The 12,172-nt window shown below is 34.9% G+C and carries 17 protein-coding genes; 14 read left to right on the forward strand and 3 right to left on the reverse strand.

Going from position 1 to position 12,172, the window contains the following annotated elements:
- Positions 1–52 precede the first annotated feature (52 nt).
- On the reverse strand, positions 53–1,405 hold the full coding sequence (locus NFR51_RS09305) for a conserved phage C-terminal domain-containing protein (RefSeq protein ID WP_251713401.1): 1,353 nt from the start codon (positions 1,403–1,405) through the stop codon (positions 53–55).
- Positions 1,406–2,124: 719 nt separating this feature from the next.
- On the opposite strand from NFR51_RS09305, the gene NFR51_RS09310 reads away from it, so the two are divergent.
- Together NFR51_RS09310 and NFR51_RS09315 are read left to right on the forward strand one after the other, a co-directional pair.
- Positions 2,125–2,226, forward strand: coding sequence for a type I toxin-antitoxin system Fst family toxin (locus NFR51_RS09310; protein WP_251713402.1), 102 nt, complete (start codon positions 2,125–2,127; stop codon positions 2,224–2,226).
- 497 nt (positions 2,227–2,723) lie between these two features.
- Positions 2,724–2,825 carry a type I toxin-antitoxin system Fst family toxin gene (locus NFR51_RS09315; RefSeq protein WP_251423512.1) on the forward strand — a complete coding sequence of 34 codons (102 nt, stop codon included), beginning with the start codon at positions 2,724–2,726 and terminating at the stop codon, positions 2,823–2,825.
- Between the two features lie 189 nt (positions 2,826–3,014).
- Here the strand turns inward: NFR51_RS09315 and NFR51_RS09320 are convergent, their stop codons facing one another.
- Entirely contained in the window at positions 3,015–3,785 is a 771-nt protein-coding gene (locus tag NFR51_RS09320) for a helix-turn-helix domain-containing protein (protein ID WP_251713403.1), read from the reverse strand.
- Positions 3,786–4,076: 291 nt separating this feature from the next.
- The gene (locus NFR51_RS09325) at positions 4,077–4,424 is read right to left on the reverse strand and encodes a helix-turn-helix domain-containing protein (RefSeq protein WP_251713404.1); all 348 of its coding nucleotides are present in this window, start codon (positions 4,422–4,424) and stop codon (positions 4,077–4,079) included.
- 539 nt (positions 4,425–4,963) lie between these two features.
- On the opposite strand from NFR51_RS09325, the gene NFR51_RS09330 reads away from it, so the two are divergent.
- The 12 genes from NFR51_RS09330 (at position 4,964) to NFR51_RS09385 (ending at position 12,104) form a co-directional block, all read left to right on the forward strand.
- Complete coding sequence (locus NFR51_RS09330) at positions 4,964–5,224, forward strand: hypothetical protein (protein WP_251713405.1); 261 nt, start codon at positions 4,964–4,966, stop codon at positions 5,222–5,224.
- Between the two features lie 3 nt (positions 5,225–5,227).
- Positions 5,228–6,556, forward strand: a complete 1,329-nt coding sequence (gene dcm, locus NFR51_RS09335) for a DNA (cytosine-5-)-methyltransferase (protein WP_251713406.1) — start codon at positions 5,228–5,230, stop codon at positions 6,554–6,556.
- Complete coding sequence (locus tag NFR51_RS09340) at positions 6,553–7,215, forward strand: hypothetical protein (RefSeq protein WP_251713407.1); 663 nt, start codon at positions 6,553–6,555, stop codon at positions 7,213–7,215. The genes dcm and NFR51_RS09340 overlap by 4 nt, the downstream gene beginning before the upstream one ends.
- A gap of 70 nt (positions 7,216–7,285) precedes the next feature.
- On the forward strand, positions 7,286–7,480 hold the full coding sequence (locus NFR51_RS09345; RefSeq protein WP_251713408.1) for a hypothetical protein: 195 nt from the start codon (positions 7,286–7,288) through the stop codon (positions 7,478–7,480).
- Between the two features lie 579 nt (positions 7,481–8,059).
- Positions 8,060–8,209 (forward strand): hypothetical protein, encoded by a 150-nt coding sequence (locus tag NFR51_RS09350; protein WP_251713409.1) that lies wholly within the window; start codon positions 8,060–8,062, stop codon positions 8,207–8,209.
- 2 nt (positions 8,210–8,211) lie between these two features.
- Positions 8,212–8,367: a hypothetical protein gene (locus NFR51_RS09355; protein ID WP_251713410.1), complete on the forward strand. Its 156-nt coding sequence runs from the start codon at positions 8,212–8,214 to the stop codon at positions 8,365–8,367.
- A 366-nt stretch (positions 8,368–8,733) separates the two neighbouring features.
- Positions 8,734–9,099 (forward strand): hypothetical protein, encoded by a 366-nt coding sequence (locus NFR51_RS09360; protein WP_251713411.1) that lies wholly within the window; start codon positions 8,734–8,736, stop codon positions 9,097–9,099.
- Positions 9,099–9,569 (forward strand): hypothetical protein, encoded by a 471-nt coding sequence (locus NFR51_RS09365; RefSeq protein ID WP_251713412.1) that lies wholly within the window; start codon positions 9,099–9,101, stop codon positions 9,567–9,569. Before NFR51_RS09360 ends, NFR51_RS09365 begins: the two co-directional genes overlap by 1 nt.
- Positions 9,570–9,612: 43 nt before the next feature.
- On the forward strand, positions 9,613–9,981 hold the full coding sequence (locus tag NFR51_RS09370; protein WP_251713413.1) for a hypothetical protein: 369 nt from the start codon (positions 9,613–9,615) through the stop codon (positions 9,979–9,981).
- A gap of 83 nt (positions 9,982–10,064) precedes the next feature.
- Positions 10,065–10,892 carry a serine protease gene (locus NFR51_RS09375; RefSeq protein ID WP_251713414.1) on the forward strand — a complete coding sequence of 276 codons (828 nt, stop codon included), beginning with the start codon at positions 10,065–10,067 and terminating at the stop codon, positions 10,890–10,892.
- Between the two features lie 59 nt (positions 10,893–10,951).
- Entirely contained in the window at positions 10,952–11,275 is a 324-nt protein-coding gene (locus tag NFR51_RS09380) for a hypothetical protein (protein WP_251713415.1), read from the forward strand.
- A gap of 268 nt (positions 11,276–11,543) precedes the next feature.
- On the forward strand, positions 11,544–12,104 hold the full coding sequence (locus NFR51_RS09385; protein ID WP_251713416.1) for a hypothetical protein: 561 nt from the start codon (positions 11,544–11,546) through the stop codon (positions 12,102–12,104).
- The last annotated feature ends 68 nt before the right edge of the window (positions 12,105–12,172 follow it).

The raw sequence follows: 12,172 nt of genomic DNA on the forward strand, positions 1-12,172 counted from the left end.
TTCGCTTTGTACTTGACTTCAGTTGATAAAAAAAAAGAGTCAAACGACTCTATTACTTACTGTTCCAGGGACCTTCCATAGGTATATAAAAATCATTTAATTTATTTTTATCAAAAATTACCTGATACTCATTTCTAAAATAATTCAGATACGCTCTATACTCTGCATATTTCTCACCAAAAAGAACTGAAGGTTTTAAGTTTTTTAGCACCTCTGCGTTGTCTCGCCACTCAAAAGCTTTCATTTCCTCAACTTGCATAAGTTCATCAACTGATACTCCTTGCTCCAGAAGTGATAAAATTGGTCTGAGTAAGTTTTTATCTTCTACATCAAAATGAACACCTTCTCCATTTTTAGGAACAAATTTATAAATTTGTTTTTTAATATCATACTCAAACTGTATGCTATGTAGATAGTTCAGATAGTTAAGCACTGTCTTAGCATCGTCATAGTACTTACTTTTTTGACCCTTAGAAGGGGTTCTGATAACTGTAGATAATCTATTGTTTATTGATAAATCATCCTTGAACGGTTTAAAAATAAATTCTATAGCGTTGATACTTTTTCCCGTTTTATAAAATATATAATCCAAATTTTGAATAATTTGCTTTCCATCCGAAGTTTTTAAACTTCTAATTTCTTCCATCGCTCGGTCAATAAATTTCTTACGATTTGTACGATAATCATAAGCATTTTTTGAGTCTATTGCTTCTTCCTTAGGTAACCAGATTTTTAATATTTTTTTATCAAAATCATCAATACGCATTTTAGTTCCCCTAGGAAAACTCCTAAACTCACTCAAAAATCTGTAAATACGCTTTGTATATTTTGATACAAAACTATAGTGAATTTCTCTACTAAATTGTAAGTGCTTTACTGTTCTCCAATCTTTCGAGTTGATTAAATCATAGATCCTGAGAGGTTTGTCTAACTTATTACCCTGAGAATCAATCTGAAATGGGCTTATTTCCATTGTTGAAACAGTGAGGTGAACAAGCCTTTTCGTGCCATCCACACTTATCCTACTGAACAGCGGAAACATATCCCAGGACTTTGGAGTCCCATCACTATTAGTCTCAGTGACTCTATAATAGGCAAATTCTTTTAAACCAAGACTTACAAGAGCCATTGCTTTATCCAATTTTTTACCCGAAAATAAATCAATTTTTCCAGACTTACGCTTAATATAAAGTCCTCCCAATTCTGCTAATTCCTGAAATGTAAAAGTTGCTACCTCGTCTTCTTTATATCTATCACGCAATTCTCCTAACAATGAGTAAATAACATTTTCTGATTGAGCATTGATATCATTCGTCATAAACATCTCTGGGAGCTGTCGACTATACTTTATATCAGGTCTGAAGTTTTCTTCAAAAATTTCGTATTCATTCTTTTCATTCATCATTCATATTCTCCTATCGTCGTAAAAAAAGTGTACCTTTTTTTATTTCTTACCATACTATGTCGTAAAAAAGTTGTACTTTTGAGGAAAAAGGTTAGATTTTCCCTCAATCTTGAAAAAATAAAGCAATTATTTTTCAAAAAAACTCAAATTAAGTACACTTTTTTTACTAATATACACTTTTTTTACTAATATAGCAATAAAAAGTACACTTTTTTTACTAATGAAAAAGTTAAGTACAACTTTTTTACGATATAAATTTAAAAATACACTTTTAGTACTTTTAAGTACACTTTTAATACTACTAATACACTTTTAGTACTTTTAAGTACACTTTTAGTACTTTTAAGATACACTTTTAGTACTACTGAATACACTTTTAGTACTTTTAAGATACACTTTTAGTACTGCTGAATACACTTTTAGTACTGCTGAATACACTTTTAGTACTGCTGAATACACTTTTAGTACTAATAAGTTTCTGTTAAACCGCATGGTTAAGCCTTAAAAATGCCCCTTAACTGTAACTGTAACTGTAACTTATATTATAATAACTATAACTTATTTATCTTAACAGAGATAACTATCTTTTTTTCAAAAATAAAATAAAAAAATTTTCTTTTTTTGTAAAATATTTTTTCGACATGTATGATACCTATCAGCAATTCTGTTATAATAAAAAGTGGCACTAACCTAATCTCGCCTAGAGAGGAGGTGATGACATGCTAGACTTCATCCTAAACTCCCTTGTTGTCCCGATTATTGTCGGTGTAGCTGTTCAGCTGTTTTCTCGTTGGTTGAATGAGAAAAACAACAAGAAGTAGTGTTATTTCAACCTGAGTTGGGATTCGCATACCAACAAAAAAAGCACAGGACCCCCATCCTGTGCTTTTTGATTCCATGCTTTTCACACTTCATCCTAAACTTCGCTAGCCTAATTATATCATGGTTATCCTGAACAAGCAATAGTTTTATCTTTGTAAATTCTTAAATTCATGGAAATTTTATTATAATAAAAAATGGCGCTAACACTTATCCTTACGGAAAAGAGGTAGTACCATGAATCAATTCTTTCGTTGATAATATTATATCATAAAGGTTGAGATAATAAAGCTAGTATGCAGTATTTTATTTGATTCGTGAGAGAAAAATATCTAGAAATACTCTATCGCTCGCAATCCCCCCATGAAACTCTCTCCTATGACTTTTAAAGTCCGCCCAGTCTCTGGGATCCTCCCCTGCAAGCAGGGGCTGTTATTTCATGATATAATTGTTAATGGCACTTGCCAAATCCTAGACTGTAATGGGAGGAGGTGATTTCGTGTCTGATTTAATACTAGTTCTATTCACAACTATCATTGCACCGATTATTTCTGGTGTAGCTGTTAAGCTCATTTCTTGTTGGCTAGACAAGCGAAAATGATAGTTTGGAAAAGTGCCATCTAGCCTGAGTTAGTTGTCGCTGCTAACAAAAGAAAAAACGAGGATAGCCGTCCTCGTTTTTTTATTTCGTGTCTTATACTAGCGCTATTCACTTCGCTAAATATATTATAGCATAAATGTTAAGATAGTCAAGATAATTCGCTTACACAAGTCTTGGTGCTGTTGAATTTTATCTAATTTGGACTGGGAAAAAATGTTCTTTCACTACGCCAATAATACGTGGATTCTCTTCAAAGGGGAGGAAAATATCTGGAAATAACTTGTTTCCGTCCTCATCCCTAGTATCATTAAGTGATTGTAGCCACATTCCATTATTAATAACAGATACGCATTTTAAATAAGCTTTTCCTCTCTCTGTGTCGTCCACAGCACATACTTGTCCAGGATAGTCAATTGTATCTTGCTTTTTAATTAAAGCAACTTCACCTGAATAGAAATCAGGCTCCATTGACTCACCCTTGATAAAGATCGCATAGTCATAATCAAAATCTCTATCCCAATAAACAATTTCTTTATTTGAACTGTCTGTATAGCCTTCTCCTAGACCTGCGGACAAAGCTTGTTCTTCCACAACTTCATAAGGAAACAGCTGATTGATATCGTTTATTTCTTCATTTTGCTCAATAAGCTGTTTTTTTGCATAAGCCAAGGTATTATCTTGTCTAGATTCATGAAGTTGTGATACAATTTTATCTAATTCTGAGGTATTGGTTTTTTCTTCGCCTAATAAATAGCTTGTTGAAACTCCAAGTATTTTTGATAACTTTACAAGATTTTTATTCAAGGGTCTTGCAGTACCTTTTTCGTACTTTTGAAGATTCTGATATGAAAAACCAATACGTTTTGCAAGTTCTTTTTGAGTAAAACCCTTTTCTTTTCTTAATTCTTTAAGCCTTTCAGAAAAATTTGCCATTAAATAATTCTCTTTCTTAACATTCATAGTTGACAAACACACCTATAAAGTGTATTATATAAATATAGTGAAAAATATAACACATTTTTAGAGAGAGAGAAAAAACACCTTAGCTCACTCGACGAATGTCTAAGTCACTAAGGTGTTTATCTCTTACTTTTTCAATCGAATATTATAAAGAAACGCTTTGATGCAATCCTTACTCGAATGAAAAAATAAGCAATGTTAGATACTGCTATTATAACATTTCGATTTAAGGAAATCAATAGCTGCGCTTTTGCGTACGTGATTTCAAAGAAGTATCTTGGCGTTAAGAAATTAACGCTTTTTTTGCGGAGAAATTGAGGAATTTTTCTCTTGATGAGCAGAAGTAGTATCTTCTTGTTTTTGAAGAAATTTTAAGACGTCTTCTTGTTGGGTTTCGGATAAATTAGCCATTCGTTCCATAAAATCAGAAGATGAACGGACATCAGTTTCACCAAGAAGATAGCTGACAGATACGTCAAAAATGGAAGCAAGTTTTTCTAAGTTTGCATTGAGTGGTTTTCCAGTTCCTCGTTCATACTTTGAATATGCAGATTGCCTCAGTCCTAATTTTTGTGAAATTTCTACTTGAGTGAGACCTGCTTCTTTCCTAAGTGTTTTCAATCTCTCAGAGAAGTTCATAATGAGATGTGTTTCCTTTCCTGTCGCTAAGAGTTGACAATTATAACTTGAAGTGTTATTATTTTAGTATAGTATATGTGAGTAAAGATATTTTGAAAATGAAATAAAGAAAAACCCCTCAGCTACTCAAGTCTGAGTTACTAAGGAGTTCTAACTTTCTTAATATTTCATTCGATATGTTGAAAACCTATAGTTAAACAACACATAGAAGTGCCATTTGCACCTCTCACAAAAAATGAAATAATAAGCAACTTAAGACACTGCTATTATATCATTTTTTCTGAGGAAAGGCAAAGGCTTTATAAGCATGGACTTTCCTTCCAATCCATGCGAGCGTTATAAGTAACGCTCTTTTTTGTAATTCAAGCTCCTTTGTGATGTTGTGTAACCACATATAATGGGGTGTGGTTATCTTTCCTGTCTTGTATATAATAGCGGTTATATCTCCCACTTCTAACCCTTTGAGGGAGAGTAGGTTCGACTCCTACCAAGGCAATTAATCCAATATTCTAGTAAGTTTAAATCAAAGGGAGGTTTATATGGATATTCGGGCTAAAGATTTTGTTTTGATGCCACGGCATCTACGAAAGTTCAATCATGCACAGATAGAGTTTTTTGACGGAAAAAAGGGAAAGCTATTCTATCCTTATGTTATGGTGAGAGAAGATAGAACGATTGTTCCTATCATGATTGAAAAACGTGATAATTATGAACGCATCCACAAGGTGTATGCATCTAGGGAGCTTGTTGCGGAAAGAAAAACTTCGCGGGCACAGCTTCGGTCGACTGGGAGGGGATAGAAAATGAAATTTCTTGACCTTTTTGCAGGAATCGGCGGCTTTCGGCTTGGCATGGAAGCCGCCGGACATGAATGTGTGGGTTTTTGTGAAATCGATAAATTCGCTAGAAAAAGCTATAAAGCAATACACAATACAGAGGGGGAAAGAGAATACCATGACATTACAGCAGTCAGTAATGAAGAATGGCGAGAATTACGGGGAACAGTTGACATTATTTGCGGAGGATTTCCTTGCCAAGCTTTCTCCATCGCAGGGAAAAGAAAAGGATTCCTTGATGAAACTCGTGGAACGCTATTCTTCGAAATTGCCAGAGCGGCTGAACAAATCAAACCACGGACTTTATTCCTTGAAAACGTTAAAGGGTTACTATCTCACGACAAAGGGAGAACTTTCGGAATTATCCTCTCCACCCTTGATGAACTGGGGTACAATGTCGAATGGCAGATACTTAACAGCAAAAATTTCGGAGTTCCACAAAACAGAGAACGTGTGTTCGTTGTTGGACATTTTAGAGGAGCAAGTGGACGAGAAGTATTTCCTATCACAGGAGTTAACTCAGCGCTTAATAATAAACGCATCCAAAAAATAGGAAATATCAGAAAAAAAGGGAAGAGTCAGTCAGGTGATGTTTTTAATGCTAATGGATTAGCTCCTACATTATGTAGCACTACAACGATGAAAGACCCACCTAAGATAGCAATTCCAGTTTTAACTCCAGGTAGGGCTGAAAAAAGACAGAACGGCAGACGGTTCAAGGAAGATGGCGAGCCAATGTTTACTCTGACAGCTCAAGATAGACATGGAGTTGCAGTAAAAGTTAAAGAAGCCACTAAAAAAGGCTATGCAATTGCTAGACAGGGAGACAGCATAAATTTCTCTGTTCCAAACTCAAAAACCAGGCGTGGAAGAGTAGGAAAAGGAATTGCTCAAACCTTAGATACACAATGCAATCAAGCAGTTATTGTTCAAAAACCAAGAGGATATAACAAAGGTGGAGTGCATGAAATCGCCCCTACTCTATCTGCAAACAGTTGGCATGAGAATAACTTACTTAAGACTGGTGGAGTCTATACAAATGATTCGGAAAGTCATAACAGCGGTGTGTTACCTGGACTTAGTCGGACACTTAAAGCACAAAATCATGATGCAGGTGTGTTTGACGGTATAAGGATTCGTAGATTAACTCCTCGTGAATGTTGGAGATTACAAGGCTTCCCAGATTGGGCATTTGACAAAGCACAGGAAGTAAACTCAGACAGCCAACTCTACAAACAGGCTGGAAACAGTGTGACAGTCAATGTAATTTTTGAGATTGCGAGAAGATTGAGATGAATACGAAGAAAAAATCAAAAGCAGAGAAAATATTTATTATCTGTATAGTGCTAATTTTTATACTATGCCTCAGCACATTTGTAGTACCAGGGTTAAAGAAATATGTTCATGAGGATACACCTATTACACTGGAAAATACCACTGGAACAAAAAACTGGGAAGCTAAAACGGAAAAATATATTTTAAATTCTTATACAGAGTCTAGTGATGGTAACATTGTTTTAGATTTGAAAGATAAGGGAGAAATGACATTTTTATCTTCTGATGTAAATATCAAAATTTCAAATCCGCCATTAAAACAAATGACAGTTTGCATTCAATATTACTCATTCATTCCAGTAATACAGAACGGAAAGACTCCACTTAGAGGAGACCGTGTATTTGATGAAGTAAAGATAGATGGGGAAGAGAAAGAGCTAGTAAAACAAACCATGACATGGGGAGAAATTGTAAATGACAAAAAAATAGGGAATCCCTCCTACGGTGACCCTAGTTCAGATGCCATCAATTTCATTAATTTTAGGTCAGAAGTTCCCAATTTGACAAAGAGTATCCCAAAAGATATAGCAAATAAAATTTCTAAAATAAAAACAGAATACTTTGATGGTGTGAGGAAAGAAACTGTGGTTGTTAGACCTTTTGTTACTATCAATAAGTAATAGGGGAAACAACTATGCCTAAAAATAACCCTCATTCTATTAATAATTTGAAAATAGGAGAAGAATAAAAATGCTAGAAAAGCATATAAAAAAGTTTTTATATAAACTGTGGTACATCATTAGCTTGATTTCTATATCATTTATAGCAATTATTGGTCAGGGAAAAGTTTATTGGAAAATATTTATTTTCTCTTTTGGAATTAGCATTCTTATAACCATTATTGAAGGACTTTGTTCTAAATATTTACCCGAAAATAAATTATAGAAAAAATATCCTGATTTGTGAGAAGTAGGTCACCTTTTGAAAAGAAGTAGGGGTTCGACTCCCCTATTCTCAATATACCCTCTGCGTGGAGCTGAAGCGCAAGACTGCATAAGCGTAAGGTATCTGTTCATTTACAACTGAATACTCAGCTTGGTAGACTCATGACATGAGTAAAATGCCAATGTCTGCCCCTCTGATTAGCGTAGCTACTAAAAGGAGTCGCTATATAGTCTAGATCGTGAGGTCTTGTCCTGTATAGCACATTATTTACACTATAGGTGGCTCATTACCTACTGAAAGTGAATTTAACAGAGAGTAAAGCAATTGTGAGAGCTTTACACCGACCAAAGCAAGATAAATTTTGCGGAGGTTTACCGTAAATAATGGGGAGGGAACTACCTGCCTGCGGGTAAGAGTGAGCTACAACTAAGGTCGGCGATGCCGTAAAAGTACCTTTGAGTTTGAGGTTAACTAGAAACCTTGCGACTAATTTTAATAACGTCTTTTGTGACGGCCAAAAAGATAGCAATGTATTACATTGTAAGTGATTGTTAATAGACCGAAGAAAGGAGAACAAGCATGGTTTTTGAGGTCATGGAAACCATAAAGGGTAAAAAAACTAAAACAGTAAAAACAAAATTTGATAAGCGTGAGGATGCATTAAAGTATGCGGAAGCTTCTCATCATAGGACAGAAATTTATCAAGTTGAATATAGAAAGAAGGCTTAGCTATGAAGAAGAGTAAAGAGGATTTACTTGATAAATTTGATTTTAATAACTGGGATGAAGATTTACAGTACGTGGTGTTATTTATATTTATGATAACGGGAGCAATTGTCTATGTCATGACTTATCCAGTACGTATTATCAAAAAAATGCAGCTGTGAGACTTACAAAGAAATTAAAGAAGTAAATTGGTTGGATTGCGGAAAGGAGAGCTAAATGAAATACAGAAAAATATTATGCTTATTCATTTTCATTTATCAAATTCTTTTTGCCGTTTTATGTTTTTCTTTCCCTGATTTTAGAATTGGGTTTCAACATCTGATTTATGGAAGTACTGTAGCAATGTTACTTTTTCATTTTGCCTTATTCTTATTTGACCTAGCATGCATTTTAATTCTTCCTTTTTGTTTTTCAATAAAATCTAGAAAACACAAAATAAGTTGACGTCGTCAACTTATTTTGGTATCCTTTAAGTATCAAAAGAAGTTTTAACACTCTTTTCAAAATCAATGCGATTGGAGAAACTTATGGATAGAAGAAGTGGCATAAATGTTTTTGGTTTGACCTTAACTTTCTTGTATTTAACTGCCCTTTCCGTAGTAGGGATATTTTTCCTACTTTACTGGATTAGTAAGGGAGTGTTTAATTTTCTAGCATGGGTGACGATGTTTCCTGGCACTAAATGGTCAGGAGATGACTGGACTGAATCAACAGATGATGAAGAAATGACATATGTTGCGGATGAAGTTCAAGAAATTCAAGAGGAAAAAGCAAAGATTCGATTGAGTACCCAAGAAACAACTAAACTTTTAGAACAAGTTACAATGAATTATGGTAGTCCTCATCAAATTAGTGAGGATTCAAAAAAAATATTACAACAAGGAGAAATATAATGTTCGTCAATAAAAATGATGTACTCAGAGTTTTGATGGAGAATAAATCAAAGAAATTTTCAATCAGATTTTATTCCGCAGAAGCAGAACATGGTGGCGATCCACAAGCTTTGGTAACTTATGAAACAATAATTCCTAAAGGCTCAATGCTTGCTACTTATACCCACCTTCCAGAAATGAAAATTTCTGCAGAAAAAATTCTTCAAAGTGAATGGAACAGTATTGCCTATGTTAAAATGGAAGATGAAGTCATTTGTAAGAGAAGCCACTATGGTGCTCAGATGCGCCGTATAAGCGCAGAAGCATTTAAGCAGTCTCTTTATAAACAAACGGTAGAAAACGACCTCCTAGCGCAAGCTAGAGGGCGAGAAATCATCATTTCAGATGAGACAGAAGAACTTGCAGGTTCACTCATGCAAGGTTTTAGACAATACCGTAAGGCATATTTGAGTGAGAAAGAGAATTCTTAAAACTAAGTGCCTTAGGGTTATGTCACATTTAAAGGATAAAAGCATGGCAAAAAAGACCAAGTATGATTCCCACATTGCGCCACAACTGGAAAATATAAAACAGTGGCGGGCACAGCGTTTATCTATTGCGGAAGTTGCTCGAAGGCTGTCAGTGGGCTTAGATACTCTAAATAGAGCAAGACCCCTACATCCCGAGTTGGAAGAAGCATTAAAGTCTCCAGAATTAACCCCAGACGAATTACTTGAGCGTAATAGAAAAGAGCGCTTGAATAGAGATAAATACTATAATTCAACCCTGTCGTTTATTCGAAGACATGCGACACGAGAAGAAAGATATGAGATTGTTCAGACCGTGTTAAATAAAGTTGCAAGTCAAGAGGAAATGGAAAAATTGAGAACTTTAATGGATTGATACTTAAGTTTGTTTTAGAGTCGTGTTAAATTGAATGGTTCTCAAATCTCAATGCATGAGAAGATTTTAGAAAGGAAACAAATATGAAATTTACAAAAAAACATTGGATTATCGCCGCTATTACCTGTCTAACTTTGGCAGGAGGAAGCGCTGTACTTGTAGCAAATCATCAAGCACAGGTTCAAGCAGATAAAATTGCACAAGAAGAAAAAGCAGCCTATGATAAATTAATCAAAGCTGCGCAAGAAGCTACAGAAAAAGCAGAGACATTTAAAGCTGAAGCAGATGTCAAAACAGCTCAAGATGCGATTAAAAAGTTAAAGGAAAAAAATCAGAAAGACCTTAATAGTCGTATTGAAAAAGTGCGTAAGAATTGGGACTTGTATCATCAAGCAGATAAGTCTGTAAGTGCTGCAGAGAAGTCAAAGACAGATGCGACAGTCAAGACAGCTCAGAATTCGGTCAATAAATTAAAAGATGCAATGACAAAGTCTAAAAAAGCAGATTTACAGAAGCGTTTAGATAAAATTAAAGCAGAGATAAAGTCTAAAAAAGACAAAGAACAAGCACGTGCTAAAGCACAAACAGAACAAGCTCAATCAGAAGCCGCTGTGCAAACATCAGACAACACACAAGTGCCCGCATCCCAAGCTGGAGTCCCTACGACAGGTACAACTCCAGATTATGGCTCATATAGCCAAGCTGCTGCTACACCAAGTTACACAGCTCCCGCGTCAGGAGGAGGCGCAGTTGTACCAGCACAACCAAGTCCTAGCACAGGTAATCCTGCTTACAACAGTGGTGCAGGATTGAATGCAAATTCAAATATGTCCATTGCTGAGGGGGATAAGCTGATAGAGGAAGCTAATGCAAACCCAGGTGGTGCACCAAGTGCAAACGGTGGAAGATAAATACAAAAGCAATTCATAAGAGTTGCTTTTTTTCTTTGAATAAAATGGAGGAAAATCACATGGAAATTGTAGGTCAAACATCAAGCGGAGAAAAGAAAACTCTTAAAGTGGAAATAGAAGACTTTAAGAAGAACACTGAGTATCTACATATTGAGTATAAAAAATCAGGGGAAGTGGAGATGAAGGCTCAACTTTCAGATGATGAAATTGTTACAGCCAAAGCCAAGCTCTTATTCATGATTGGAGAGGCTTGTTATGCAGCGGCTTTAAAGTATTATGAGTCAGAAGGACAAGGAGATATAGGCGCCCAACATGGGGAGATTCTAGAGCATTTCATGCAAGATTTAACCGATAACCTTAAAGCTTATCATCAGCTCTATTAAGGAGTTTGTAAAATGAAAAAGATATTTAAAATTTTTTTTAGCTTTTGTATGTTTAATAACAGTTTTGGGACTCCTTCTTTTTGGACTTGCTATTAGTATGATTGTTTTAGGTTTTAGAGTTTTTGAAGGATGGTTTGGGTTCGTAATTGCTATTTTAGTTGTTTTCCCATTCTTAATTTTATTCGCTTTAGTTAGTGAATTATTTGATTTTCTGATTGATAGATTTTTGTAGTTATTGAAGGTTACTGAGGAAGGGAAGGAGATGTGAATGAGAGAAAAAAATAGAAAATTTGATGTTTTTGATGACCTTTTGAAAATTGTCATTGTAAAGGGCTTAAAAGGCATAGGCTTCTTAATTGGAGGAAGTTTACTTCTTATTTTTCTAAGCGTGGCTGTTTATGCTGCAGGAGTTTGGCATCCGATGTCTTTGGCGGACTATCTTTACAACTATGATCACACGACGTTGAAATTCTTTCTTTTTCTGACATCAGGTTTTAGTATTGTACTAATCATAGGTGTACTTCTTGCTTCGATTACACTCTTACTTAGTCTAAAAGCGTGGAAAGGTCTTACCGTATTGTGTTTGAGCGTTGGGCTTTTCATTTTCTTATTCTTAGTACCTGTCCCTCAAACAAAAACCAGGTATGCGGTTGAGGTAAGCATAAAACAAGAGTATCTTGAAAAATATAAAGAACTTTCAGAAGTTCCTCCTTGCAGAACAGAATTTTATTTAACCTATGAAGAAGCAAAAAAGGAAGTGGAAGAAGATTATCCGTATCCAATTGAAATTTTAGTCTTAAAGAAGATTACAGAAAAACAGGTGGACTAATGTCAAATAATTAGACAGAAAATGAGCTATGTTTTCTTAAAATAGTTTTCCTCCTTCTGATTTGGAGT

The sequence above is a fragment of the Lactococcus ileimucosae genome, from assembly GCF_943193185.1.
Taxonomy (GTDB): Bacteria; Bacillota; Bacilli; order Lactobacillales; family Streptococcaceae; genus Lactococcus; species Lactococcus ileimucosae.